Consider the following 25,056-nt stretch of genomic DNA (forward strand, 5'->3'; position numbering starts at 1 on the left):
CAGCGATCAGGCGCTGGGGTGCCGCCATGCGCACCTTTGCCCTTATCGTCCTGCTGCTGTCCGCCGCGCCTGCCGCTGCGAGCGGGGGTACCGAGGTGCCCGAGCCTTCCAGCCTCGCCATCTTCGGCCTCGGCGTGCTGGGCGTGATCGTCGGCCGCCAGGCGGCCAAGCGCCGTGCGGACGACGACGCCTAGCTTGATTCCGCGTGCCCCGCGCGCCATGCGGGGGCCATGGACATCCTCCACCGTCTCCAGACCACCATCGCGCAGCGTCGCAGCGCGCCTGCGGACAGCTCCTACGTCGCCCAGCTCAACGCGCGCGGCCTGCCCGTCATCGCCCGCAAGCTGGGCGAGGAGGCGACCGAGACGGTCGTCGCAGCGCTCACCGGCAGCGATGAGGAGCTGACAGGCGAGGCGGCGGATGTGATATTCCACCTCCTCGTGCTGCTGGACGCCAAAGGCATCGCGCTCGCCGACGTCATGGCGGAGCTGGAACGGCGCGAGGGGACTTCGGGAATCGAGGAAAAAGCGAGCAGGAGCGACTGATGCCGATCGACGCCACGCAAGCCTACGACGACAACAATCTCTTCGCGAAAATCCTGCGCGGCGAGATCCCGTCCACCAAGGTGTACGACGACGAATGGGCCTATGCCTTCGAGGATATCAACCCGCAGGCGGCAACCCACTGGCTGGTGATCCCCAAGGGGCGCTATGTCAGCTGGGACGATTTTTCCGCCACGGCTGGCGCGGAGGAGATCGCCGGTTTCGTGCGCGCCGTGGGCGAGGTTGCCCGCAAGGCCGGCTTCGTGGAGCCCGGCTATCGCCTGCTCGCCAATGTCGGCGGGCACGGCGGGCAGGAAGTGCCGCACCTGCACGTCCACGTCTTTGCCGGGGAGCCATTGGGCCCGATGATCGCCCGCCGCTGAGAGTGCTGCGGCAAGGCGGTGCGGGCGACGAACCGACGCTGTCGTTCGATTAAAAGCGCGGCCCTCACGTTAACCCTGCTTGCCGAGCGACTCGGCGCTCCGCTATGGGACAGGGCGTGTTGCCCAACCCCCCTTCCGGCGTCTTCGACGGCGCGCGCCACCTTTATGCGGTGCGGGTCTATTACGAGGACACCGATCTTTCGGGCATCGTCTATCACGCCAATTACCTGCGCTGGTTCGAACGCGCCCGGTCGGACATCTTGCGCATGCTCGGCATCGACCAGCGCGCCGCGATCGAGGCGGGCGAGGGGGCCTATGCCGTCGCCGACGTGCAGCTTGCCTACAAGCGGCCCGCCAAGCTGGACGACGACGTGCTGATCGAAACGCGTTGCACCGCGATGGGCGCGGCCAGCGTCACCATGGCGCAGGTCGCGACGCGCGCGGGCGAGGTGCTGGCGGAGGCGAGCTTGCGCATCGGCTTCGTCGCGCCCAATGGCCGCCCGCGCCGCCAGCCCGCCGAATGGCGCGAAGCCTTTACCCGGATCCTCGACGAAGAAAGCCAGCAATGAACGTGACCAACTTCCTCGCCGCAGCCACCCCGGCGGCCCCGACCCGGCTCGATCCGGTCGAACTTTTCCTGCAGGCCGATATCGTGGTGCAGGTGGTCATGGCGCTGCTCCTGATCGCCAGCGTTGTCAGCTGGGCGATCATCATTGGCTTCTCCCTGCGTATCGGCAGGATGGGCCGCGCCAACACCCGGTTCGAGCGGGATTTCTGGGAAAGCGAGGCCGAGGGGCAGATCCCCGATTTGCGCGGCAAGAGTGATATCGCCAGCGCCCGCGTGGCCCGCAGCGGCATGAGCGAATTCAAGCGCTCCACCGGCAAGGGCGCGGTCGATCGTGACGGCGCGCGCGAACGCATGGCGACTGCGATGGGCGCACGGGTGGCGGCAGAGGCGGATACGCTGGCCGACCGGCTGGGCTTCCTCGCCACGCTGGGTTCCGTCGCGCCTTTCGTGGGCCTGTTCGGCACCGTCTGGGGCATCATGAACAGCTTCTTCCAGATCGGTGCGCAGCAGAACTCCTCGCTCGCCGTGGTCGCGCCGGGCATCGCCGAAGCGCTGTTCGCCACCGCCATCGGCCTGTTTGCCGCCATCCCGGCGGTCATCGCCTACAACCGCTTTTCCGGCCGGGTGAATTCCTTCGAGGCCCGGCTGCAACGCTTTGCCGACCGCTTCCACGCGACGCTCAGCCGCGAGATCGAGACCCGCTGATGGCGATGGGGATGCACGCCCATTCGCGCCCGGGCAGGGGGCGACGCCGCGCGCCGATGGCGGAGATCAACGTGACCCCGCTGGTCGACGTGATGCTGGTGCTGCTGATCATCTTCATGGTCACCGCGCCGCTCCTGACCACCGGCGTGCCGATCGACCTGCCCGACAGCCGCGCCAACGCGCTGGGGCAGCAGGAAGCGAACCAGATCGAAATCTCGCTCGACAGCGAAGGCTACATCTTCATCGGCGACGAACGGGTGCCGGTGGGCGGCTTCCCTGTGGCGCTGGCCGGCATCCCGCGCGAAGGCGGGGGCGGCCCGCCGCAGGTCACTCTGCGGGCGGACAAGCAGCTCGACTATGGCCGGGTGATGGCGGTGATGGGCGAACTCAACCGCGCCGGTTTCAACAGCATTTCGCTGGTCACCGTCGGTTCATCGGTCGAGCCATAGCCGGTTGATCATGGCATTCGCCCGCATCACGCGCGAAGAACGGATCGGCCTCGGCGTCGCGGCGGTCGCCCATGTCGCGCTGGCGTGGGTCCTGATGACGCGCGAGCAGCCGGTGCCGGTGCCGGAGATCAAGCCGAAGCCGGTGGTGGTGACCCTGTCGACCGATGTCGGTCTGACCTCGACCGCGCCGGATCCGGTGCCCGAAGCCGCGATGGCGCCGCCTTCCAGCTCGAACCTTCCGGATACGCCGCCGGCCAGCGTGCCCGACAGCTTCACGCCCGCGCCGTTGCCGACCCCGACGCCCGCAGCGCGCCCGACACGGACACCTTCTCCGGCGCCGACCAGCCGCGCCACGCGGCGGCCCGCGCCGACGCCGACCCCCACTTCGCGCGCGTCGGCCCGGACACCGACGCCTCGCTCCACGCCGACGCCATCTTCCCGAGCCAGCCGTAGCGCACCGACGCCCACGCCTTCGTCCCGCCGCGAAACCGGCTTCGACGGCGCGTTCGGCAACGGTTCGGGGACGAGCCAGAGCAGCAGCAGTTCCGGCACGCAGGCGGCCGAGATCGGACCGGCGGTGCGCAATTCGCTGGCGGCGGAAATCACGCGGCAGCTGCGCCCGCACTGGAGCGCGCCGCAAGGCGTCGACGTCGAACTGCTGGTCACGCGCGTACGCTTCAGCCTCAATCGCGACGGCAGCCTGTCGGGTTCGCCGCGCTGTATCAGCACCACCGGGGTGAATGCCTCGAACAGCGCCCAGAAAGATGCGCATTGCGAGCGCGCCATCCGTGCCGTGCGCCTCGCCGCGCCGTTCAACCTGCCCGAGCAATATTATGACGGTTGGAAGACCGTGACGTCGAATTTCGACAGAAGGCTATGACGATGAAGACTGTTTTGTTCGCAACCGCTTTTGCCGCCGTGTTCGGCCTCGCCGCGCCGCTGACGGCTGCCGCGCAGGATGGGCCTGCCACCAGCACGCCGATCGAAGCTTCGGACGCCGGGCAGGATGACGATGGCCTGTCGGTCACCGTCACCGATACCAGCGACTGGGAAAACCTCGGCATCGCCATCCCGGCCTTTGCGACCAACCAGGAAGTTTCGACCGCCGCGGGGCCGGGGAACACGACCGCGCTCGGCAATGCGATCGCCGACGTCATCTATAACGACCTGCGCTTCAACGGCCTGTTCGAACCCACCGGCCCGGCCGGCCTGCCGCGTCCGACATATCCGCAGATCACCGCGCCGAGCTGGCCTACCTGGCAGGGCCGCGATGCGGAAATGCTGGTGCAGGGCTATGTCCGCGCCGGCGGCGACGGGCGGCTGACGGTCGGCTGCTACCTCTACGATGTCGCGCTGCAGAACGAACTTGTGCGCGAAGGCTGGGTGGTGGAGCCCGGCGACTGGCGGCGCGCGGCGCACAAATGCGCCGACCTAGTCTATTCGCGCCTGTCCGGCGAAAGCCCGTTCTTCGATTCCAAGATCGCCTATATCGCCGAAACGGGGCCGAAGGATAACCGCGTGAAGCGGCTCGCCATCATGGACAGCGACGGGGCCAACCACCGCTTCATCACCAGCGGCAGCACCACGGCGCTGACCCCGCGCTATTCGCCCGATTACCGGCAGATCGTGTACCTGTCGTACAAGGACGGCAATCCGCGCATCTACATTTACGATATCGGCTCGGGCAAGCAGACGCTGGTCGCGGAAACGGGCAACCCGACCTTCGCCCCCCGCTGGTCGCCGGACGGGCGCACGATCCTGTTCTCGATGGCGGTGAACGGCAACACGGACATTTATTCCGTGCCCGCGAGCGGCGGCAGCTGGACACGGCTGACCGATGCGCCGGGGATCGATGTCGGCGGCTCCTACAGCCCCGACGGGCGCCAGATCGTGTTCGAAAGTGACCGGTCCGGCAGCCAGCAGGTCTATGTCATGGATGCCGACGGCAGCGACCAGCGGCGGATCACCTTCTTCGGTGGCCGTGCGGCAACGCCCGAATGGTCCCCGCGCGGCGACCAGATCGCCTTCACCCACATCGTCGGCAATTTCCGTATCGCCGTGATGAGCCCGCAGGGCCGCGGCCTGCGTTACCTGACCGACAGCTGGCAGGACGAGGCGCCGACCTGGGCGCCCAACGGCCGCATCATCCAGTATTTCCGCACCGCGCGCGGTTCGGGCGAGGCGGCCTTGTGGCAGGTCGACCTGACGGGCCGCAACGAACGCCGCCTGCCGACGCCCGTGGGCGCGTCCGACCCCGCCTGGGGACCGGTCCTGCCATGATCGATTTCTGTTTTCGAGTTTGGGTCGCAAACCAACTCAACGGCTCTTTGGAGTTATGCCGATGACACGTTTCCATACCATCCTGATCGCCTCCGCCGGCGCGCTGGCGCTTTCCGCCTGCGCGTCCAAGGAACCGAAGGAACTGCCGCCCGAACCGCTGCCCCCCGTGACCGACAATGGCGGCATGCCGGACTATGGCGACGACACTGCAGGCGTCGCCCAGCCCGGCACGCAGGAGCATTTCGTCGCCGGCGTGAGCGGGCAGAACGTGATCTATTTCGACACCGACCGCTACAACATCGACAGCGCCGATGCCGCCGCTCTGCAGACGCAGGCGCGCTATCTCGGCATGTATCCCAACGTCACCGTGACGGTGGAAGGCCATGCCGACGAACGCGGCACGCGCGATTACAACCTCGCGCTGGGGGAACGGCGCGCGAATGCGGCGAAGAATTACCTCGTCGGCCTCGGCATCAGCGCCGCGCGCATCCGCACCGTCAGTTACGGCAAGGAACGCCCGGTCGCGCTCGGTTCGAACGAGGCGGCCTGGGCGCAGAACCGCCGTGCCGTGACCGTGGTGGTCAACTGATCAGCGGCTGAAGAAGTCCGCAGGCGCCGGGATGTCCGGCGCCTGCGCTTCGATCTGCAGGAAAGCGGGCGCGGCCCCGCGTTTGCCGTCGCCCGCGATATGCGGTGCGAACAGCGCAAAGGCCGACATGGCGAAGACCGACGCGGCGGCGGACAGGGCGAGTTGCTTGCTCATCATCTCTTGCAGTTCGGGATCGCAGCTGGATTGTGCAACTGCAACATTGCACTTTGAAACCTTGATTGCGGGTTAAGTTCCCCCTCCGGGTGGCACTTTCGCTCCCTGTCCCCTATCTCGGCCCGTGAAATGAGGCGCACGCACGACCATGGCCGCTAAGGGCCGCAGCAACGACTGGGGTTTCCCCCGCTGGCGCGGATACGAAGCCAGTCGCGAGGCGGAAACCGTGCGCCTGTGCGACCGCCACGGGTGCGAGGAGAAGGGCGATTGCCCCGCTCCCAAGAGCCCGAACAGCCCCGACCGGTGGTATTTCTGCCAGCGCCACGCAGCGGAATACAACAAGGACTGGGACTATTTCGAAGGCCTCGACAAGGAAGAGGCGGCCAAGCGCGCCAGCGCCGAACAGGCGGAGAATGCGGGCTATGCCGAAGCGGCGCATTATGGCTGGGGCGGCAGCGGAGACGGCACCCGCAGCGCCGACGAGATGCGCGCGCTCGAGGTGCTGGAACTGGAACCCCATGTCGAATTCGCCGACATCAAGAAGGCCTTCCGCGCCAAGGCCAAGGAAGTGCACCCGGACGTGAAGCCCGGCGATGCGGAGGCGGCGAAGCAATTCCAGGCCGTGAGCGTGGCCTACGAAGTCCTGAAAGCCGCCGAGGAACGCCGCGAGTGGCGCGGCTCGTGACCAGTAGGTTTAGGACGGCACCTTCAGCGAGGCGTCGTCTTATTCACCCATGTAACAGTCGTCCGGGCCCGCTATCCATTCGCGCTCTTCGAAGCCGTCTCCGACAGGGAAAAAGCCACGAACAGTGTTGGTGTCTTCGTTATAAAACGAAAGTGAAGCCATCGTTCCTGCAAAATAGCAATTTGTCCACACTTCTCCCTCTTTGATCGAGGTCCGCGTAGTAGAAAGAATTTTCACTACCTCAACGCCTCCAGTTTGGCGCCGCGTAACAATTTCATTCAGGCTCAGTATGAAAAGGTCTTCGCGGTAGAAGACCTCGTATGTACGCATTTGATTTTCCGTCAATCCGCCCCCTGCCGACGTCCATCCTCGGAAGTTTTCGCTGTTAGATGAGTTGAAATAGTCACCCACTTCAGGTTCATCGAATACAGCGAATAAACTGAAACCAAGAATTGACGTTAGCAACGATACGGAAGCTGGGATAGACATCGCGCGCCTCTGGCTTGATAAAAATAACCGCAAATGTAGAGGTCAATCTGAGCCTATGCGGATAAGCGTGTATCCTATAGATTGATTCCTACTGATAGTAAACTTTTGTTTCCAGGGTTTTCTCTAGGGCCTCCGCGAAGCGTGTCCCGAGGCCCGGCCCTTCGAGCGGATAGAGGAACGGTTCTATCAGTTCCGCTTCCATCACTGCCAGCGTGCCGCCCGCGCGGATCATGTCTATTCGGGCATAAAGCAGGTCGTCGAAGGGCAGGCTGGCGAGCACGGCCTCGGCCGCGGCAAGGTCGGCCGGGGCGGGCTCGATTGCGGTGTCGATGCCCCCGAACATGGACTGGATTCGGTAATCGCCCGCCGCCGGGAGTTTCAGGATCGCGTGGCTGAAAGCGCCGCCGACGAAGACGAAGCTGTATTCGCCCTCTTCCGCGATGGCGGGAAGGAAAGGCTGGATCATCGCCGGATGGCCGAGCGTCCAGCCGGCAGCAGGCGGATCGTCCCGCGTAAAGCTGTGTTGGCCGAGCGCGCCGGCGCCCACCTGGCGCTTCACCACGACGCGGTCCGTTCCGAAACGATCGAAGGCGGACAGGACATCGCCGCGCGAGGCATCGTCCAGCCACAGCGTCGGCACGGTCGCCGCGCCGCGCTCCGCCAGGTCCTGCAGGTAGGTCTTGCGGGCGTTCCAGCGTACCACCTGCGGCGGATTGCAGACCGCGATGCCGCGCGCTTCCAACGCCTCTAGCCGGGTCAGGAATTCCTTCAGCCGGTCCTGGTAATCCCACGCCGTGCCCAGCATCACCAGCGCGAGGCCCTCGAATTGATCGAGCGGCGCAGCCCAGTCGATCTCCACCAGCTCGAACCCGCGGTCCGCCAGCGCGGGGCGCAGGGCATCCACCTGCCGGTCGTGTTCGTAGGCGTCGCTGCGCCGTTCGGGCGAGGCGGGAAGCGTGCCCGGACAGGCAAGGAAGCCGATTCGGGCCGCCATGTGTCAGACTTCGCCCAGCGCCTGGTCGAAATCTGCGATCAGGTCGTCCGCATCCTCGATCCCGATGGAAATGCGCACGAGGTTGTCGGAAATGCCGAGTGCCTGCTTGCGCGCATGCGGCACGGACAGATGCGTCATGCTGGCCGGGTGGCTGGCGAGCGTTTCGGTCCCGCCGAGGCTGACGGCCAGCTTGGCGATTTTCAGCGCGTCGAGGAAGCGGAAGCATTCTTCCTCCCCGCCCTTGATGAACAGGCTGAATGTGCTGCCGGCGCCCAGATCGTGCCGGTCGTAGATGTCCTTCTGCCGCGCGTCGGAAATGAAGCCGAGGTAGCCGAGGCCTTCCACCTTGTCGCGCCCGCGCAGGAATTCGCAGACCTTCGCGGCATTTTCGCCCGCGCGCTGCATGCGCAGTTCGACCGTTTCGAGGCTGCGCAACAGCATCCACGCGGTGTTGGGATCGGCGATGCCGCCCATCGTGTTGCGCAGCGCGCGGACCGGGTCCATCCACTTCTTGGCGCCGGCGATGGAGCCTGCGACGAGGTCCGAATGGCCGCCGACATACTTGGTCAGCGAGTAGACCACGATGTCCGCCCCGTGGTCGAGCGGGCGCGACCACAGCGGGCCGAGGAAGGTGTTGTCGATAGCGATGGGAGACTCGAGTGACGCCGCATCGCGCGCATCACGCACCGCCTGCACGTCCACCAACGCGTTGGTCGGGTTGGCCGGGCTTTCGAGATAGACCATGGCGACCTTGCCGCCCTGTTCGTCGGCCTGCGCTTTCGCCCTGGCGAGGACATCGTCCAGCTCCTCGCGCGTGGCACCGGCGGGAAAGTCGAGATAGGTGACGCCGAATTTGGACAGGACTTTCGACACGAACCCTTCGGACGCGGCGTAGAGCGGGCCGGAATGGACGATGACGTCGCCGGCGCTGCAATAGGCCAGCATCAGCACGGTTACCGCGGTCATGCCGCTGGAGAAGCACAGCGCATCCTCCGCGCCGTCCCAGACTGCCAGCCGATCTTCCAGGATTTCCTGGTTCGGACCGTTGAAGCGGGAATAGACCAGGCCTTCCGCGCCGCCGGGGCGCTGGCCGGTGATGCCTTCGAAATGCCGCTTGCCTGCCGCCGCATTCTCGAACGCGAACGTGCTGGTGAGGAAGATCGGCGCCTTCAGGCTGCCTTCGGACAGGGCGGGGTCGTATCCGTGCCCCATCATCAGCGTGGCGGGCTTCATCTGGCGGCCGTTCAGCTTGCCGACTTCGGGCTTCGGATTGCGGCGCGGGGTGGGCTTGTCGGTGGCGTCGATGGCGTCGGTCATGACGGTGCTTCCTGTAACGGTCGCTCCCAGGAAGGCAGGAGCCGGATCGGGCGCGGCCCGGGGCGCTGGCGATCCTAACCTCCGCAGGAACGCATCTCCGCCAGGCTGTGCGGTCGCCGGCAGCGACTATCGCCGGCGGGTACCGATTTCAACCGGAATGGCAGGCTTTTGCGCCGCTGCGGTCAGCTCAGCCCGGCGGCGGCGAAGCAGACCGCGACGATCAGCGCGATGCCGCACAGGTCGAGGACGAAGCCGGCACGCACCATCCGGCCGATGCGGATGTTGCCGGTCGACCATGCGATGGCATTGGGACCGGTCCCGGCGGGCAGCATGAAGCCCCAGCTGGCGGCGAGGGCGGCGGGCATCGCCAGCAGCATCGGATCGGCGCCCAGCGCGACGACCAGGCTGGCGACGATGGGGATGATGGCGCTTGCCGTGGCGACGGCATCGCCTCGGTCATCCACCACGCCGCCATCAGCACGACGAGGCCGGCGACGATGAAGGCCTGCTGCGACAGGCCCGCGGGTGCGGGCACGAACGCCGTGAATGCGAGCACCAGCGCTCCCGCCACCAGACCGATCCTGCCCGCCGTCACTACCGGAACTCCCCCATTGCGCGCCACGTCAGGGTTCGCGTGGCCAGGCGCAAGCTTGCTGTCAGGCAACAGCCGCGTTCAGGACCGCTCAAGCGCACCAGGGCTAGAAAGGCATCATGTTCAGGAATATCGCCATTGCCGCCGCCGGCTCGCTCGCATTGTGCGGTGCCGCCTTGCCCGCAACCGCAGCCGCGCCCGGAACGCCGCAGGCGCAGGCGTGGACCATCGGACCGATCGTGCAGGGGCGGAACTATTCGGTCGGCATGCCGCGTCACCCGATGCAGTCGGGGTCGAACATCGCCATCGACCTGCCCGGTCCGACCGAGCGGGACGGGCACGTTCATTACGTGACCTTCAACCCGGGCTCTCTCGAAGGCGCGCGGCGGATCGTGATGCGCTATCGGATCGACATGGATGCGGGAACGCGGATCGTGCCGCGCGAAAATCCGCGGCAAGCGGCGATGCTGTCGCTGCATTTCCAGCGTCGCGGCGATAACTGGAGCGGGCGCGGAGAGTACGAGGCGTATCGCTGGTATTCGCCCCCGGCAAAGATGATGCCGCTGACGCGCGGCACACACACGGTCACCGTTTCGCTCGACGAGAACTGGAAAGCGGTCGGCAGGTCCTATGCCAAGAATAGTCCGCGCGCGTTCCAGGCGGCCCTGCGGAATACCGGCGCGGTCGGCTTCACCCTCGGTTCGCGCGGCGGCCGCGGGCACGGCGTCTACGCGACCGGCCCCGCTCGCATGACTGTCCTCGACTTCCGGGTCGAGTAACCTTCACAAACAAAAAAGGGCGCCCGGTGCGGCGCCCTTTTCCTTATTCGGTCTTGCACCGGCCTATTTCGGCGAGATTACCATCAGCATCTGCCGGCCTTCGAGGCGGGGGAATGCTTCGACCTTGGCGATTTCGGTCGTGTCGTCCTGAACCCGCTTGAGCAGGTCCATGCCCAGGTTCTGGTGCGCCATCTCGCGGCCGCGGAAGCGCAGCGTGACCTTGACCTTGTCCCCGTTCTCGATGAATTTCACCACGTTGCGCATCTTCACGTCGTAGTCGTGCGTGTCGATGTTCGGGCGCATCTTCACTTCCTTGATGTCCTGGGTCTTTTGCGTCTTGCGCGCCAGGTTGGCCTTTTTCTGGGCATCGTAACGGTGCTTGCCGACATCGAGGAACTTGCAGACCGGCGGGTCCGCATTGGGTGAAACTTCGACGAGGTTGAGGCCGACTGCGGCGGCCTGTTCGATCGCTTCGCGCGTGAACATCACGCCCAGGTTCTCGCCCTGATCGTCGATCACGCGAACCTTGTCTGACTGGATGAAATTGTCGAAGCGGGGCCCGCTCTTAACGGGGGGCGTGTTCATACGCCGGGGGGGACGAGGTATAAGTCTTTCTCCTGTGACTCGTTGAAATCAGCCTTCCATGTAGGGGCTAATCCCCCGCCGCGCTAGTAGGCGCAGGTCAGGCAGCCGCACGCCACAGCGGAAATGTGGCGAGCTTGCCACGGGTGGGCACCACCGCGTCGATGGTATTGGCGGGCTGCAGCGCCTTCAGGATCGCCGGATCGCCCGCATCCATCCCGCCGGTGAGCGCGCCGAAGGCCGGCATGACGATCCGCGCGCCGTCCGCCCTGCGCGCCACCACCGCGCAGGGCCGGCGGATCGCCCGGCGGCGAATCTTCAACTGCAGGCGCGGGTGAAAATGACCGGAAATCTCGGGCCGGGTTTCACCTTTCCGCGCGATATGCCGCAGGATGAAGCCGCCGAGCTCCACTTCCTTCGCCAGCGTCCCGCCCAGTTTCTTCTTCAGCTGCGGATCGTGGTTGCCGGTGATCCACACCCAGTCGGTCGCCCGCGTCAGCGCCGCGAGCATGCCCGCGGCATGCGGCTCCAGCCGGTCGACGCCCGCGCTGTCGTGGAAATTGTCGCCCAGCGTGATGACCCGCCGCGCGTCGGTAAGGCGGATTTCCTCCGACAGGCGCTCCAGCGTCTCGCGGCTGTCGTATGGCGGCAGGAACTGCCCGGTCGTGGCGTAGAAGCTCGCCTTTTCGAGATGCAGGTCCGCCACCAGCAGCGCGCGTTCGCGCGGCCAGTAGAGCGTGCGCCCCTCGGTCAGGACGAGCTCTTCACCGGCAAATTCGAAAGGGGCGAACGAAACGGGAACCATGACCGGCTATTGCCGCAAGGTTTCAGCGATGGCAAGTGGCATGCCATGACCGATACCGACAACTGGACGCAAACCGCGCGCACGTGGTTCGAAACCCTGCGCGACCGCATCTGCGGGGAGTTCGAGACCATCGAGCGTGAAGCCGGCTCCGATGCCTCATTCGACTATGCCGAATGGGCGCGGGAGGAAGAGGGCAACGACAATCCCGGCGGCGGCGTGCGCGGGGTGATGAAAGGCAAGGTGTTCGAAAAGGTCGGCGTCAACGTCTCGACCGTGCACGGAAATTTCTCGCCCGAGTTCGCCGGGCAGGTGAATGGCGCCAGCGCCGATAATCCGGGCTTCACCGCCACCGGAATCAGCCTGGTTGCCCACATGGCCAACCCGCACGTGCCCGCCGTGCACATGAACACGCGCTTCCTGACCACCGGCAAGTCGTGGTTCGGCGGCGGTGCGGACCTCAATCCGCCGATCCCCTATGCCGAGGACACGGAGGCCTTCCACGCCCGCCTGCGCGCGGCCTGCGCGGCCCACAACCCGACCTATTACGAGCGGTTCAGGAAGTGGGCGGACGACTATTTCTACATTCCCCACCGCGGCGTGCACCGCGGGGTGGGCGGGATTTTCTACGACCACCTGGAATGCGACGACGCGGCCGCGTTCGAGCGCAATCTGGCTTTCACGAAGGATGTCGGCGAGGCGTTCCTCGACATCTATCCCCAGCTCGTGCGCGGGCGCATGGCAGCCAGCTTCGACGAGGCGGACAAGCGCCGGCAGCTGGAATGGCGCGGCCGCTATGCCGAATTCAACCTGGTCTACGACCGGGGAACCCTGTTCGGCCTCAAGACCGGCGGCAATATCGACGCCATCCTGATGAGCCTGCCGCCCGAAGCCAGCTGGAACTAGGCGGCAAGGCTGGGCAGGGCGGGCGCACCGGACACGAGTCCGGCGCGCCCGCCTGCGGGGGTCAGAAACCGCCGAACGTGCCGACCGAGGAGCAGACTTCGGTCGTGCTCGGGAACGGGTTTTCGTAACCGGGCAGGCCGCTCGGCTCGGTGGGGACGTCCCTGCACTCGATGATTTCGCATTCGCCGGAATACTGGTTGCACGACACGTAGACGTCGTGCGCAGAAGCGAAGGACGGTGCAAGTGCTGCGAGGGCCGCAAAGGCAATGCCGGCGCGCTTGGTGACGTTGTTCATGGTAACTCCCCTTGTGGTTGTCAGAGGCGTTGAACGTAATGCGGCGTGTGCGCCGGCGTCTGTAGGACAGATGTAGCTAGTCCATGCGCACTAGGGGCGGCGGGACACGAAATAACGGATGCGCCGCTGACCGATTTCGCTATGGGCGAAACCATGCGGTTCTTGCGCAACCCGGTCAGGCTGATTCCTTTGCTGTTCATGACGGCGATCGCGATCGGCACGCTGCTGCTGTGGCTGCCCATCGCGACGGCGGACGGGACGCAGGCCGCGCTGTCGACGGCCTTCTTCACCTCCACTTCCGCAGTAGCCGTGACCGGGCTGATCGTGGTCGATACCGCCACGTACTGGTCCCCCTTCGGCAAGGGCGTGATCCTGCTGCTGTTCCAGGTGGGCGGGTTCGGGATCATGACCGCGGCGACACTGTTCGGCCTGATCGCGGGGCGCGGCTTCGGCCTGCGCGACCGGATGGCGACGCAGGTGGAACGAGACCGGCTGGAAGTGGGCGATGCGCGGTCGGTGCTGAAGCTGGTGCTGACCATCACCCTGGTCGCGGAAGCCGTGATCGCCGCCATCCTGACAGCCCGCTTCGCGCTCGCTTACGACATGCCGTTCGCACAGGCGCTGTGGCACGGCGTGTTCCACTCGGTCAGCGCATTCAACAACGCGGGATTTTCCAGCTTTTCCGACAGCGTGATGTCCTACCAGTCGGACGCCGCGATCCTTGTCCCCATCATGCTGGCCGTCATCATCACGGCGCTGGGTTTCCCGGTGATGCAGGACATCCGCGCCCACGGCCTCGCCTGGCGGCGCTATTCGCTGCACAGCAAGATCACCGTGGCGGGGACCATCGCGCTCCTCCTCGTCGGATTTGCGGGCATGTTGGCCATGGAATGGTCGAACGAGGCAACTTTGGCCCCGATGTCGACCGGCGCCAAGCTGCTGAATGCCGCCTTCCATGCGGTCATGCCGCGTACGGCAGGCTTCAACAGCCTCGACGTGGGCGCTTTCCACCAGGAAACCTATATCCTGAACTACGGCCTGATGTTTATCGGCGGCGGCAGTGCGGGGACTGCCGGCGGCATCAAAGTCACGACCTTTGCCGTGCTGGCCGCTGCCGTGGCGTCGGAAATCCGGCGGGAGCGCGACACCGCGATGTTCGGGCGCCGGATCGAACAGCGCGTCGAGCGGCAGGCGCTGGCCATCGCCGTCATGGCCGTCTTGCTGGTCACGGCGGCGAGCATTTTCATCCTCGCGACGACGCCCTTGCGGATATACGAGGTGCTGTTCGAGACGATTTCCGCCTTTGCGACGGTCGGTCTTTCGACCGGGATCACCGCCGACTTGCCGGTTTCCTCGCAAGTCGTCCTGTGCATTTTGATGTTCGTCGGCCGCGTCGGGACCATTACGGTGGCGACGGCGTTGGCTACAGGCTCGTCCGAACGGCCCTATCGTTTCCCGAAGGAGAACCCCATTGTCGGCTGACAAGCGCGAACCCGTCCTCGTCATCGGCCTCGGCCGCTTCGGCAGCGCCGTGGCCGGATCGCTGGAGCGGATGGGGCACGAGGTGCTGGGGGTCGATTGCGATCCCGCGCTGGTGCAGGAAAACGCAGGCGCGCTGACGCAGGTGCTGGAGGCGGATGCCACCGACATGGCCACGCTGGAGAAGCTGGGCGCGGCCACCTTCCGCTCCGCCGTGGTGGGCATCGGCACCGATATCGAAGCGAGCGTGCTGACCGTGCTCGCCCTGTCCGATCTCGGCGTGCAGTCGATCTGGGCGAAGGCCACGAACGACAAGCACGGCCGCATCCTGGAGCGGACCGGCGCGCACCACGTCGTCTTCCCCGAACAGCGGATGGGCGAGCGGGTGGCGCATCTGCTGAACGAGCGGCTGAAGGATTTCATCGCGTTCGGCGACGAATTCGCGATTGCGCGGCTGGCGGCGCCCGCCACCATCGTCGGCCTGCCGCTGGTGACGAGCGAATGCCGCAGCCGGTTCGGCGTGACGGTGGTCGGCGTGAAGCGGGCGGGGGAAGACTTCCTCCACGCGACGCCCGACACGCTGATCCTGCCGGACGACGAGTTGGTCGTATCGGGCCGCATCGCCGATATCGAAGGCTTCGCCCGCTGCGGCGGCTGACGCCCGCACCGAAGGCCCCCCCACAACCTCATCGGCCCATAACGCCATCGACAGGCGCTTCAGCGCACCGTAAGCCGCTGGCCGTTAAGCGAACTACGACATTCGAATTTCCCGGAGAGACCGACCCATGCGCCCCATTTTTACCTTGCCGCTTGCAGCCCTGCTCCTGACCGGCACCGCTTGCACCACGATGCCGATGGACACGGTGACGAATGTGGGCGAGCCGAACATGGTCGCGCCGATTCTGACGAGCGCGGACGCGGTCGATAGCTCAAGCTACGCGCAGCCGCAGGTCGCCCGTGTGACCCACGTCGCGCTCGACCTCGCGCTCGATTTCGCGGGCAAGTCGCTCGGCGGTACGGCCGTGCTCGACATCGCTGCGCGCGATGAAGCGGAAGCTATCGTGCTCGACAGCAACGGGCTGCGGATCGACTTGGTCACCGACGGGGCGGGCAACGCGCTCGATTACGAGATCGGCGCGATGGTCGCCGAAGGGGGCAAGGGCGCGCCGCTGACCATCCGCATGGGCGACGCGCGCCAGGTCCGCATCGCCTATCGCGCGGCGGAGAATGCCGAGGCGCTGCAATGGCTGAGCCCGGCGCAGACAGCGGGCGGGGAGCATCCCTATCTCTTCAGCCAGGGCCAGGCGATCCTCAACCGCACCTGGATCCCGACGCAGGACAGCCCCGGCATCCGGCAGACGTGGGAAGCGCGCATCACTGCGCCCAAGCCCCTGACCGTGGTGATGAGCGGGATCGCGCAAGGCGCGCCAGAGGACCTTGGCAACGGCCGCCGCGCTTTCCGCTTCGAAATGGACAAGTCGGTCCCGCCCTATCTCATCGCGATCGCCGCTGGCGACATCGAATTCCGCGCGCTGAGCGACCGTACGGGTGTGTGGTCCGAACCCTCCATGCTCGATGCCGCAGCCGCCGAAGTCGCCGATACGGAACGCATGGTCGTGGCGGCGGAGAAGCTTTACGGCCCCTATCGCTGGGGCCGCTACGACATGATCGTCCTGCCGCCGGCCTTCCCCTATGGCGGGATGGAAAACCCGGTGATGACCTTCCTGACGCCGACCTTCATCGCCGGCGACAAGAGCCTCAACGGCCTCGTCGCGCACGAACTGGCGCACAGCTGGTCGGGCAACCTCGTCACCAATGCCGTGTGGGCCGACAGCTGGCTGAACGAAGGCGTGACCAGCTATTTCGAGAACCGCATTCTCGAAGAACTCTACGGCAAGGAGCGCGCCGAACAGGAAGCCGCGCTCGCCTTCGCCAATATCGAGGACACGCTGGCCGAAGTCGGCAATGCGCCGGGCACGGCGCTCTACCAGCCGGAGAACGTCGACCCGGTCGGCAGCGCGATCATCTATGACAAGGGCGCCTATTTCCTTCGCACGGTGGAAAGCATCGTCGGGCGCGAGCGGTTCGACGCATGGCTGGAAAGCTGGTTCGACCGCCATGCGTTCGAGCCCGCGACCAGTGCGATGATGCTGGCCGATATCCGCGCCAACCTGGTGCGGGGCGATGCGGCGCTGGAAGAGCGGCTGATGCTGGACGAATGGGTCTACGGCCCCGGCCTGCCGGGCAACGTCGCCCGCCCCGCGGCGGATGCCTTTGCCGAAGTGGATGCGGCGGTTGCCGCCTATCCGGCGAGCGGACCCGTCGCGTCGGCACGCTGGGCGAGCTGGAATTCGGCAGAGAGGCAGCGTTACCTGCGCGGCCTGCCGCAGGAAATCGACGCTGCAGGGCTGGCCCGGATGGACCGGTCGCTGGGCCTGACCCAGGGCACGAACAACGAAGAGCTTTTCCTGTGGCTCAACCTTGCGCTCGCCAATCGCTATGACGCCGTCGTGCCGCGGACGGAGACGTTCCTCGCCAATGTCGGCCGGCGCAAGTTCGTGGCCCCGCTGTTCGCCACTCTGATGGGCGAAGGCGAATGGGGCCAGCCGATCGCGCGGCGGATCTATGCCCGGACCCGGCCCAGCTACCACGCGGTAACCACCGGCACCGTGGACCGGATCGTGAACGGCAGCTAGCGGGCGCGCCCTTCTCGGTTCAAGGGGCGCGTTTTAGGCCTTGCGCTTGCGAATGCTGCACCGCACATTCGCAGGTGCGATGTTGCGGCAGTACGAACTGGTAGAACGGGTCAAGGCCTACGATCCGGACGCCGACGAGGCGCTGCTCAACCGCGCCTATGTCTATACCGTGCAGAAGCACGGCACGCAGAAGCGCGCCAGCGGCGATCCCTATTTCAGCCATCCGGTCGAAGTGGCCGGGCTGATGACCGACCTGCAGCTGGATCAGGACACGGTAATGACCGCGCTCCTCCACGACACGGTGGAGGACACGCTCGCCACGATCGAGGATATCGAGGCCAAGTTCGGCCCCGAGGTCGCGCGGCTGGTGGACGGGGTCACCAAGCTGTCCAAGATCGAGCAGATGCCCGAAGACGAGCGGGCGGCGGAAAACCTGCGCAAGTTCCTGCTCGCCATGAGCGAGGACATCCGCGTCCTGCTGGTGAAGCTGGGCGACCGGCTGCACAACATGCGCACGCTGCATTTCATCAAGAACCCCGATAAGCGCGCCCGCATCGCGCGCGAGACGATGGATATCTACGCGCCGCTGGCGGAGCGTGTGGGCATGTACGAATATATGCGCGAAATGCAGCTGCTCGCCTTCGAACAGCTGGAGCCCGAAGCCTACAAGCTGATCACCGGCCGGCTGGAGGAACTGCGGGGGGAAGGCGGCGCGCAGGTCGATGCCATCGCTTTCGAAATGAAGCAGGCGCTGGCCGAAGCGGGCCTCAACGTCGAGGTGTCGGGGCGCGAAAAACACCCCTATTCGATCTGGAAGAAGATGGCGGAACGCCACGTCAGCTTCGAACAAGTGACCGACATCATGGCGTTCCGCGTGATCTGCGAGAACGAGGTCGATTGCTACCGCGCGCTGGGGGTGCTCCACACCACGTGGCAAATGATCCCGGGGAAGTTCAAGGACTACATCTCGACGCCGAAGAACAACGGCTATCGCTCGCTCCACACCAGCCTGATCTATGAAAACTCGATGCGGGTGGAAGTGCAGGTGCGCACCCGCGACATGCATCGGACCAACGAATTCGGCCTCGCTGCGCACTGGGCCTACAAGCAGGACGAGCGGCCCGACGGGCAGGTTGGCTGGCTGCGCGACCTGATCGAGATCGTCGATGCCGCGCACGATGCGGACGAACTGCTCGAACACACGAAGATGGCGATCTACCAGGACCGCATCTTCGCCTTTTCGCCCAAGGGCGCGCTGCACCAGCTGCCCAAGGGCGCAACGCCGGTCGATTTCGCCTTTGCCGTCCACACGGACCTGGGCGCGCAGGCGGTGGGCGCGAAGATCAACGGGCGCCACGTGCCGCTGCGCACGGTGCTGGCGAACGGCGACGTGGTGGAGATCATCAAGTCCGAAAACAGCGAACCGCAGATGAGCTGGCTGGGCTTCGTCGTCACCGGCAAGGCGCGCGCCGCGATCCGCCGTGCCGTGCGGCAGAAGGAGCGCGAGGAAATCGCCTCCATCGGCCGCCAGCTCTTCGACGAGATTGCCGAGCGCATGCCCGCCAATATCGGCAAGAAGGCCACCAGGGCCGCGATCAAGCGGCTGGAGCTGGAGGACGAGGAAGACCTCATGTTCCGCATCGGCTCAGCCAAGCTGACCGATGCGGAGCTGATGGAGGCGCTGGTCCCCGGCTCGACGGCGGAATTCGACGACGCGCAGCTTGCCGCGCGGCGCGATCACAAGCTGTCGATCAAGGGACTGACTGCGGGCGTCGGCTTCGAGCTGGCCAAATGCTGCCACCCGGTGCCGGGCGACCGGATCGTGGGGCTGCGGCAGGAAGGCGAAAAGGTGGAAGTCCACGCCATCGACTGCCTGCAGCTGGCCAATGGCATCGATGCCGACTGGATGGATTTGCAATGGGGCGAACGCAGCGCCGGCGCGCCGGGCCGCATGCGCGTGGTGCTCTACGACCGGCCCGGCACGATGGCGGAAATGGCGGGCATATTCGCGCGGAACGGCGGCAATATCGTCAATCTCGAAATGACCCAGCGGGACGAGCCCTTCCAGACCTACGAGATCGACCTGGAGGTGCAGGACCTGGCGCATCTGACCCGCACGCTCAGCTCCCTGCGCGCCAGCGACGCGGTGGCGCAGGCGGAACGGATCTGATGAAAGTCATCGGGTTGGATCACGTCCAGCTCGCCATGCCGGCGGGCGGGGAAGACCGCGCCCGCGCCTTTTATCGCGGCGTGCTGGGCCTTGCCGAAGTGCCCAAGCCCGCATCGCTTTCCGCGAACGGTGGCTGCTGGTTTGCGGGCGGCGGCGTCCATTTGCACCTCGGCCGGGAAGACGGCTTCCGCCCGGCGGCAAAGGCGCATCCTGCGCTGCTGGTGGACAATCTCGACGATGCCCGCGCCGCTTTTGCAAGGGCGGGCGTGCAGTTCCGCGACGGCAAGCCGCTCGACGGTTATCGCCGCGGCGATGTCGCCGATCCTTTCGGCAACCGCATCGAGATCATGCAGCGCGTTTGATCCTGTCGCCGGGCAAGGCCCCTGTCAGGGCTGCACCCGGCGCACCGGAACCGGGATGTTGCAGATATCCGCGCCGCCTGCCGGAACGATGAAGAAGGGGCCCCGGCGGTTCGCGCGCGCCTGGGCATAGGCGGCGAAGCTCTCGCTCTCGGTCGACAGGTATTCAAATTTTTCTTGCTCGGACACCGGCAAGTCGCTCGCGACGCGGACCTGCAGGATCGGCACGCGTTCCTCCGCCGTCTCGTAGAAGCCGAGCGCCCCGGTCCCGCGCGGCAGGCTGGAGAGGTGCTCGATCCCCTCGATCACCCTGCCGACGAGCGCGATGTTGCGGTCCAGATGCCGCGGCGCATGGCCGATCACGGTGTAAAGCTCCGCGCCCGAACCCGTGTCGGGCGAGTAATTCCGCCCCACGCCGACCATGCCGTAGCAGTGGACGGGCCAGTGTGAGTTTCCCTTTATGGCCATTGGCCAACCCTTCAGAAATGCGCCCAATCCGTACGCGTCCAAAAATCTGTCCTCACGCGAAGGATCGAGATCGTTCCGTGTGCCAGACATCACTCTTGGCGCCTCCTATTCGGCCTCCTCCATCACCCTCAACCCTTCGGGCAGCGGCTTGGCCTCGCCATCGGCCTCGGGATTGTCGTAATTCGGATCGCCCCACTGGACGACGTAGTTGTCCTGCACGCGGTTGACCGAAATGCCGTCGTACCAGCCGCTGCGGGCGAAAGTGCGGATATTTGCGATCCAGCCCTGGCTGAACGGCTTCGGCATCAGCTGGATGATGACTTCGCGCGGCTTGCCGTCGCGATCGGGGGCGAGGGTCATGACCACGAGGTCTTCCGCCGCGATCGCCTGCCACTCGGCCGCATCGGCCTGCGTCACGATCTCGCCGGGCGACAGCGGAGCCTCATCCTGCGCGGCAGCGGGCAGGGCCAGCGCGAGCGCCGCTGCGGTGGCGAGCAGCGCCCTCACGGTGCGTCTCCAGCATCCAGCCGCTCGACGGGCACGCTCACGCCGCACACGTCCACCCCCCCGGCAGGCACGCGGTAGAAGCTGTCGAAACGGTTGGCGGTGACGCCCACCATCCGCGCGAATGCCTCGCTGGTCGGGGAGAGCGTGCGGAAGCGCGGCCGCTCGCCCTGCGGCAATTCGTCGGCCAGCCGCGCCCTTAATATCGGCACCCGCTGCGCCGCATCGGCATAGACGCCCGCATCGCCGGTGCCGCGCGCCAGGACCGAGAGATGCTCGATCCCCGCGATGACCCGGCCAATTACGGCGATGTTGCGGTCGAGCCGGCGCGGCGCATGGCCGATCACGGCATACAGCTCCGCCCCCGTGCCGGTGTTCGGCGACAGGTCCCGCGCCACGCCGACGCTGGCATAGCAATGGGTCGGCCAGATCGTGCCCTCGTTCCACGCCACCGGAAACCCGTCACGGAAGCCCGCGTGGGGCGCATAGGGATCGGTAATTCCGGGGAATGCCGCCGTGCGTCCGTCGCGCGGGCGGGGCGTCACATATTCGTTTTCCGGCACGCTCAGCAGCCCATCCGGCAGCGGCTTGGCCCTGGCCGGGTCATCCTCCCCGTCGCCCCACTGCGCCACCCAGTTGTCGACCACGCGATAGACGGTCGTGCCGTCCCACCAGTGCGCCCGGGCGAGCGTGCGCACGTTCCGGACCCAGCCTTCCGACAGCGGCTCCGGCATCAGCTGGATCACGATCCGGCGCGGTTGCCCCGCACTATTGGGCGCCAGGTCCATGACGAGCAGGTCCTCGGGCGCAATCGCGGTCCAGTCCGCCTCGCTCGCCAGCGCGACCATGTCGGCCGGCGTGGTGCCGTCGGGTTCGCCAGCGGCGACGGGCTGGGGCGGCGGGACGGTGGCGCAGGCGGCAAGCGACAGCGTGGCGGCGGCGGTAAGGAGGCTCTTCATGGCAAGGGTCTGCCACGCAGGCGGGCGCAGCGCTAGTCCGCCATCTCCTCCAGCGCGTGCATATCGTCGTCCGACAGGCCGAAGTGATGGCCGACCTCGTGGATCACCACATGGGCGACGAGGTGCTCCAGCGTCTCGTCTCCGCGCTCGGCCCATTCGTCCAGAATCGCGCGGCGGAACAGGCGGATTCGGGTGGGCATGGTCCCCGAATGCTCGATAGACTGCTCGGTCAAAGCAACGCCTTCGTAAATGCCGGTGAGCTCGTAGGGATGCTCGCAGCCGACCGATTGCAGGGTCTCGTCGTCGGCATATTCCTCGACGCTGAAGACCACCGCGCCGAGGTGCTCGGCGAATTGCGGGGGCAGGCGATCCAGAGTTGCGCGGCCCATGGCTTCCATCTCGTCGGCAGAGGGGGCGAGGCCGATCGTGCGCGTCATCGCCCACCCATGGCGCGACGGCCTTGCACCCGCAACCCCATACAGCTAGAGGCGCGCTTTCTGGTCGGCCTATCGCGCCGAGCGCTACTTGAGGCCGGCAGAAGTTGGCCTGTTGCGCGAAGCGCTGCTTGAGGCCGGAGGGTGTGTGCCTTCACCCTCGCACTCAAGTAGCGAAGCGATAGTGCAAACGGGAATGCGGAGCGGTGGCCGAGTGGTCGAAGGCGCACGCCTGGAAAGTGTGTATACGGTAACCCCGTATCGTGGGTTCGAATCCCACCCGCTCCGCCACCGGCCTTTGTAAGGCCTTCCAATCCTCTCCAATCTCGTGCGGAAGGCTTTACAATTCCGCCATTTCCGACTCCTATGGTGTCCAACGCTGCCCATCCCTAGCCGAACGAAGGTGGGGGTAAATTGGGGGTATTGGCCCGAAGGTATTGGGGGTATCGGATGTTGACGGACAAGGCGGTGCGAGCGGCTGCGGCGAGAGAAAAGGCTTACAAGCTTGCCGACAGCCGCGGTTTGCACCTGCACATAGCAGTGAGCGGACATAAAAGTTGGCGCTATAAATACCGTTTCGACAAGAAAGAACGCCTCCTTACCCTAGGTGCTTACCCCGAACTGTCCTTGGCCGATGCTCGTGAAAAGCGCGACGAAGCGAAAAAAATTCTACGCGCTGGCCGCGACCCTCGGCACAGCGCCACGCGTAACCGGCTGGTGGGCCAAAACGAACCGGCAGCGTCGTTCGAAAATGTGGCCCGCGAATGGCATGCATTGCAGATTGACCGCTGGAAACCGGTTCACGCGAACGATGTAATCACCAGTTTAGAACGCGATGTCTTTCCTCACCTAGGCGCAATGCCTCTGGAAGAAATCGACAAGCCCTTATTGTTGTCGATCTTGCGCAAGATCGAAAACCGTGGGGCTATCGAGACGGCCCGGCGCATCAAGCAGCGTGTGGCCGCCATCTACCGCTTTGCCAACGCAAAGGGCGCGAAGCTCGAAAACCCCGCGACCGATATCAATGATGCGCTGAAGCCGTTACCGCCATCGAAGCGATACCCAGCCCTGACGAAGATAGACGAAATCCGGACCCTGATAGGAGACATCGACCGTGCTGGCGCTTCGCCGGTCAATCGTCTGGCAGGTCGCCTACTCGCGCTGACGGCGCAGCGCCCCGGCATGGTCCGTTTCATGGAGTGGGAAGACATAACCGGTATCGACTGGGGCGACAGCAGTTCGGAAAGCGGCACGGCATTATGGAAGGTCCCGGCTGAGAAAATTAAGCAGGAACTTCAACTTCGTAGCGACGAAGCCTTTGAGCACCCGGTCCCGCTCTCCGCCCAAGCGGTCGAAGCACTTAGGGCAGTCCGCTGGTTGACGGGACGATCGCCATTCGTCTTCCCGGGTGCGCGATCGGGGCTCAAGCCGATCAGCGAGAACGCTATCGGGTATTTGTACAACCGGGAAGGTTATAAGGGGCTGCACGTGCCACACGGCTGGCGCTCCAGCTTTTCAACCATAATGAACGAACAGGCCGAGCGCGATCTTGGCAGCGATGTGCGGTTACTCGCCGATCGCATGATTATCGATCTGATGCTCGCACATACGCCGAAGGGCATGAGCGCCAGCGAGCTTCGCTACAACCGTGCCGCATATATGCCTCGCCGGCGAGAACTCGCTCAGCGCTGGGCCGACATGATTCTTGAAGGCGCTATCACACCGGAAGAAATTATTGATAGTCCGCGTCGCAAGCGGCGCTAACGATCTCCGCGCTTCCCGGCCTGCTCTTCGATCCATGCCAGAACTTCCGTTTTCTTCCACCTGGTGCTTGAGCCCAGTTTGATGCCTTCCGGAAAAGCTCCCTTTTTCACGTCGGCGTAGATTGTCGAAGTACTTCTACCGATCAGTTCACTTACCTCGCTGACGGTAAGCAATAACGGACCCACGCCTGGGGGATCACCTGCGCCTTGCTTATTGTAGGATTTATCAGATTCCAGGCTCGCGCTTTGCGGAAGCTCACTTTTCCATCGTCGCTCGGCGACGGCTCGTTGCGCGCGCAACTGTGGATCGACGATCTCCTCGACTTGGCGACTGGTTAGAAAGCCTAGCGGTTTCAACCCGGCTAGCCATTCGTCGAATTGTGGTCGGTCGATAAAGATACGATGGGAGGGCGGTGACTCAATTTCCGACCAATGATCGAGATTCAATGCGCCGGTGGCGAAACGGTTAAGCGGGTCGTCGATTTCCCAAGCGGTTGGTGAAATGGCAACGACATCGCCACCACCCAGCGGTCGCGCGAAAGTGGCTATGCGACCATTTACGAACATTCGCGTCATATGTTCGGCATCGTGCCTTACAAGATCGCGAGCAGCGTCATTCTCACCATCATCAGCGGGAGCTGAAAATATTTCCGGCAGCTCATGGGAAGCGAAGCCCGCTCGTACACGCACCACGTCCGAGAAAGCAGCAGTCAATGCAGTGCGACCATCAGAGACCAATGATGTCCGCCCTTCGTATGGCGACCACGGAGGAATTCTATCGGTCATTGAAATAGGCTAGCAGAAGATCTTCGCAACGGAAGGCAGCTTCGCGCCCCAATATCGGTCATTGCAGTCCGCCCGCCGATTGCCCGAAAGCAGACATATCTTTCGATCAGCCCGAACAGCCGGGCCTTAGGACTTTCCTGCCGGTCGGCACCGCAACAGGAAATGTCCGGTTACACCGATACCGACCATTCTAAGATGCGCTTAAGTTCTGTCTGCAAGGTTCGGTCTCGCGGTCAGTTCGTAATGGCAGGTTATAGAATCGTAATCCGATCCCGGCTTTGGCGTGATCCCCTTCTCAAAATGGTTC

Annotated in this window: 30 protein-coding genes, 1 tRNA gene and 1 pseudogene; 19 read left to right on the forward strand and 13 right to left on the reverse strand. The window is 65.2% G+C overall.

The window, feature by feature from the left end:
- Positions 1-26 precede the first annotated feature (26 nt).
- The 6 genes from QQW98_RS08840 to QQW98_RS08865 all read left to right on the forward strand — a co-directional run bounded on the left by QQW98_RS08840 (position 27) and on the right by QQW98_RS08865 (position 2,647).
- Entirely contained in the window at positions 27-194 is a 168-nt protein-coding gene (locus QQW98_RS08840; protein ID WP_290134600.1) for a PEP-CTERM sorting domain-containing protein, read from the forward strand.
- A 36-nt stretch (positions 195-230) separates the two neighbouring features.
- Positions 231-545, forward strand: coding sequence for a phosphoribosyl-ATP diphosphatase (locus tag QQW98_RS08845; RefSeq protein ID WP_290134601.1), 315 nt, complete (start codon positions 231-233; stop codon positions 543-545).
- Positions 545-925 carry a histidine triad nucleotide-binding protein gene (locus QQW98_RS08850; RefSeq protein WP_290134602.1) on the forward strand — a complete coding sequence of 127 codons (381 nt, stop codon included), beginning with the start codon at positions 545-547 and terminating at the stop codon, positions 923-925. Before QQW98_RS08845 ends, QQW98_RS08850 begins: the two co-directional genes overlap by 1 nt.
- Positions 926-1,029: 104 nt before the next feature.
- Positions 1,030-1,494, forward strand: coding sequence for a YbgC/FadM family acyl-CoA thioesterase (locus QQW98_RS08855; RefSeq protein ID WP_404800789.1), 465 nt, complete (start codon positions 1,030-1,032; stop codon positions 1,492-1,494).
- Complete coding sequence (tolQ, locus tag QQW98_RS08860) at positions 1,491-2,198, forward strand: protein TolQ (protein ID WP_290134604.1); 708 nt, start codon at positions 1,491-1,493, stop codon at positions 2,196-2,198. The genes QQW98_RS08855 and tolQ overlap by 4 nt, the downstream gene beginning before the upstream one ends.
- Positions 2,198-2,647: an ExbD/TolR family protein gene (locus tag QQW98_RS08865; protein WP_290137054.1), complete on the forward strand. Its 450-nt coding sequence runs from the start codon at positions 2,198-2,200 to the stop codon at positions 2,645-2,647. Before tolQ ends, QQW98_RS08865 begins: the two co-directional genes overlap by 1 nt.
- On the opposite strand, the gene QQW98_RS08870 is transcribed toward QQW98_RS08865, so the two are convergent.
- Positions 2,630-3,253, reverse strand: a complete 624-nt coding sequence (locus QQW98_RS08870) for a hypothetical protein (RefSeq protein WP_290134605.1) — start codon at positions 3,251-3,253, stop codon at positions 2,630-2,632. The two genes, QQW98_RS08865 and QQW98_RS08870, sit on opposite strands and share 18 nt — an antisense overlap.
- Here QQW98_RS08870 and QQW98_RS08875 point away from each other — a divergent pair.
- The 3 genes from QQW98_RS08875 (at position 3,225) to pal (ending at position 5,516) form a co-directional block, all read left to right on the forward strand.
- Complete coding sequence (locus QQW98_RS08875; protein WP_290134606.1) at positions 3,225-3,527, forward strand: cell envelope integrity protein TolA; 303 nt, start codon at positions 3,225-3,227, stop codon at positions 3,525-3,527. The two genes, QQW98_RS08870 and QQW98_RS08875, sit on opposite strands and share 29 nt — an antisense overlap.
- A 2-nt stretch (positions 3,528-3,529) precedes the next feature.
- Complete coding sequence (tolB, locus tag QQW98_RS08880) at positions 3,530-4,927, forward strand: Tol-Pal system beta propeller repeat protein TolB (protein WP_404800792.1); 1,398 nt, start codon at positions 3,530-3,532, stop codon at positions 4,925-4,927.
- Between the two features lie 61 nt (positions 4,928-4,988).
- Positions 4,989-5,516 carry a peptidoglycan-associated lipoprotein Pal gene (gene pal, locus QQW98_RS08885; protein WP_290134608.1) on the forward strand — a complete coding sequence of 176 codons (528 nt, stop codon included), beginning with the start codon at positions 4,989-4,991 and terminating at the stop codon, positions 5,514-5,516.
- Here pal and QQW98_RS08890 read toward each other — a convergent pair whose 3' ends face one another.
- Positions 5,517-5,690, reverse strand: a complete 174-nt coding sequence (locus tag QQW98_RS08890; protein ID WP_290134609.1) for a hypothetical protein — start codon at positions 5,688-5,690, stop codon at positions 5,517-5,519.
- A gap of 148 nt (positions 5,691-5,838) precedes the next feature.
- Here QQW98_RS08890 and QQW98_RS08895 point away from each other — a divergent pair, with 148 nt between their 5' ends.
- Complete coding sequence (locus QQW98_RS08895; RefSeq protein WP_290134610.1) at positions 5,839-6,375, forward strand: J domain-containing protein; 537 nt, start codon at positions 5,839-5,841, stop codon at positions 6,373-6,375.
- 39 nt (positions 6,376-6,414) lie between these two features.
- On the opposite strand, the gene QQW98_RS08900 is transcribed toward QQW98_RS08895, so the two are convergent.
- From QQW98_RS08900 to QQW98_RS08915, 4 genes are all read right to left on the reverse strand, one after another.
- Positions 6,415-6,786 carry a hypothetical protein gene (locus QQW98_RS08900; protein WP_290134611.1) on the reverse strand — a complete coding sequence of 124 codons (372 nt, stop codon included), beginning with the start codon at positions 6,784-6,786 and terminating at the stop codon, positions 6,415-6,417.
- Between the two features lie 166 nt (positions 6,787-6,952).
- Positions 6,953-7,858, reverse strand: a complete 906-nt coding sequence (locus QQW98_RS08905; RefSeq protein ID WP_290134612.1) for an ATP-grasp domain-containing protein — start codon at positions 7,856-7,858, stop codon at positions 6,953-6,955.
- 3 nt (positions 7,859-7,861) lie between these two features.
- The gene (locus tag QQW98_RS08910; protein WP_290134613.1) at positions 7,862-9,175 is read right to left on the reverse strand and encodes a cystathionine gamma-synthase family protein; all 1,314 of its coding nucleotides are present in this window, start codon (positions 9,173-9,175) and stop codon (positions 7,862-7,864) included.
- A gap of 182 nt (positions 9,176-9,357) precedes the next feature.
- Positions 9,358-9,639 (reverse strand): anion permease, encoded by a 282-nt coding sequence (locus tag QQW98_RS08915; RefSeq protein WP_290134614.1) that lies wholly within the window; start codon positions 9,637-9,639, stop codon positions 9,358-9,360.
- 247 nt (positions 9,640-9,886) lie between these two features.
- On the opposite strand from QQW98_RS08915, the gene QQW98_RS08920 reads away from it, so the two are divergent.
- Positions 9,887-10,546, forward strand: coding sequence for a hypothetical protein (locus tag QQW98_RS08920; protein WP_290134615.1), 660 nt, complete (start codon positions 9,887-9,889; stop codon positions 10,544-10,546).
- 63 nt (positions 10,547-10,609) lie between these two features.
- Here QQW98_RS08920 and infC read toward each other — a convergent pair whose 3' ends face one another.
- Entirely contained in the window at positions 10,610-11,131 is a 522-nt protein-coding gene (infC, locus tag QQW98_RS08925; protein WP_290134616.1) for a translation initiation factor IF-3, read from the reverse strand.
- A 97-nt stretch (positions 11,132-11,228) separates the two neighbouring features.
- On the reverse strand, positions 11,229-11,933 hold the full coding sequence (gene pdeM / locus QQW98_RS08930) for a ligase-associated DNA damage response endonuclease PdeM (protein WP_290134617.1): 705 nt from the start codon (positions 11,931-11,933) through the stop codon (positions 11,229-11,231).
- Positions 11,934-11,978: 45 nt separating this feature from the next.
- Here pdeM and hemF point away from each other — a divergent pair, with 45 nt between their 5' ends.
- Positions 11,979-12,836 carry an oxygen-dependent coproporphyrinogen oxidase gene (gene hemF / locus QQW98_RS08935; RefSeq protein ID WP_290134618.1) on the forward strand — a complete coding sequence of 286 codons (858 nt, stop codon included), beginning with the start codon at positions 11,979-11,981 and terminating at the stop codon, positions 12,834-12,836.
- A 61-nt stretch (positions 12,837-12,897) separates the two neighbouring features.
- Here hemF and QQW98_RS08940 read toward each other — a convergent pair whose 3' ends face one another.
- Positions 12,898-13,131 (reverse strand): hypothetical protein, encoded by a 234-nt coding sequence (locus tag QQW98_RS08940; RefSeq protein ID WP_290134619.1) that lies wholly within the window; start codon positions 13,129-13,131, stop codon positions 12,898-12,900.
- 153 nt (positions 13,132-13,284) lie between these two features.
- Here QQW98_RS08940 and QQW98_RS08945 point away from each other — a divergent pair, with 153 nt between their 5' ends.
- The 5 genes from QQW98_RS08945 (at position 13,285) to QQW98_RS08965 (ending at position 19,838) form a co-directional block, all read left to right on the forward strand.
- Positions 13,285-14,613: a TrkH family potassium uptake protein gene (locus QQW98_RS08945; protein WP_290134620.1), complete on the forward strand. Its 1,329-nt coding sequence runs from the start codon at positions 13,285-13,287 to the stop codon at positions 14,611-14,613.
- Positions 14,603-15,268 (forward strand): potassium channel family protein, encoded by a 666-nt coding sequence (locus QQW98_RS08950; RefSeq protein ID WP_290134621.1) that lies wholly within the window; start codon positions 14,603-14,605, stop codon positions 15,266-15,268. Before QQW98_RS08945 ends, QQW98_RS08950 begins: the two co-directional genes overlap by 11 nt.
- 127 nt (positions 15,269-15,395) lie before the next feature.
- Entirely contained in the window at positions 15,396-17,306 is a 1,911-nt protein-coding gene (locus QQW98_RS08955) for a M1 family metallopeptidase (RefSeq protein ID WP_290134622.1), read from the forward strand.
- Between the two features lie 79 nt (positions 17,307-17,385).
- On the forward strand, positions 17,386-19,476 hold the full coding sequence (locus QQW98_RS08960; RefSeq protein WP_290136908.1) for a RelA/SpoT family protein: 2,091 nt from the start codon (positions 17,386-17,388) through the stop codon (positions 19,474-19,476).
- Positions 19,476-19,838, forward strand: a complete 363-nt coding sequence (locus QQW98_RS08965; RefSeq protein WP_290134623.1) for a VOC family protein — start codon at positions 19,476-19,478, stop codon at positions 19,836-19,838. The genes QQW98_RS08960 and QQW98_RS08965 overlap by 1 nt, the downstream gene beginning before the upstream one ends.
- A 24-nt stretch (positions 19,839-19,862) precedes the next feature.
- On the opposite strand, the pseudogene QQW98_RS08970 reads toward QQW98_RS08965, so the two are convergent.
- The 3 genes and pseudogenes from QQW98_RS08970 to QQW98_RS08980 form a co-directional block, all read right to left on the reverse strand.
- Positions 19,863-20,810: pseudogene (locus QQW98_RS08970) on the reverse strand (peptidylprolyl isomerase).
- Positions 20,807-21,766, reverse strand: a complete 960-nt coding sequence (locus tag QQW98_RS08975) for a peptidylprolyl isomerase (protein WP_290134624.1) — start codon at positions 21,764-21,766, stop codon at positions 20,807-20,809. Before QQW98_RS08975 ends, QQW98_RS08970 begins: the two are co-directional and overlap by 4 nt.
- A 32-nt stretch (positions 21,767-21,798) precedes the next feature.
- The gene (locus QQW98_RS08980; RefSeq protein ID WP_290134625.1) at positions 21,799-22,203 is read right to left on the reverse strand and encodes a metallopeptidase family protein; all 405 of its coding nucleotides are present in this window, start codon (positions 22,201-22,203) and stop codon (positions 21,799-21,801) included.
- A 197-nt stretch (positions 22,204-22,400) separates the two neighbouring features.
- On the opposite strand from QQW98_RS08980, the gene QQW98_RS08985 reads away from it, so the two are divergent.
- Together QQW98_RS08985 and QQW98_RS08990 are read left to right on the forward strand one after the other, a co-directional pair.
- Positions 22,401-22,491: transfer RNA gene (locus QQW98_RS08985), tRNA-Ser, on the forward strand.
- Between the two features lie 159 nt (positions 22,492-22,650).
- Complete coding sequence (locus QQW98_RS08990; protein WP_290134626.1) at positions 22,651-23,964, forward strand: tyrosine-type recombinase/integrase; 1,314 nt, start codon at positions 22,651-22,653, stop codon at positions 23,962-23,964.
- On the opposite strand, the gene QQW98_RS08995 is transcribed toward QQW98_RS08990, so the two are convergent.
- Positions 23,961-24,749 carry a helix-turn-helix transcriptional regulator gene (locus QQW98_RS08995; protein WP_290134627.1) on the reverse strand — a complete coding sequence of 263 codons (789 nt, stop codon included), beginning with the start codon at positions 24,747-24,749 and terminating at the stop codon, positions 23,961-23,963. The two genes, QQW98_RS08990 and QQW98_RS08995, sit on opposite strands and share 4 nt — an antisense overlap.
- Between the last annotated feature and the right edge of the window lie 307 nt (positions 24,750-25,056).

It is taken from the genome of Alteriqipengyuania flavescens (assembly GCF_030406725.1).
GTDB lineage: Bacteria > Pseudomonadota > Alphaproteobacteria > Sphingomonadales > Sphingomonadaceae > Alteriqipengyuania_B > Alteriqipengyuania_B flavescens.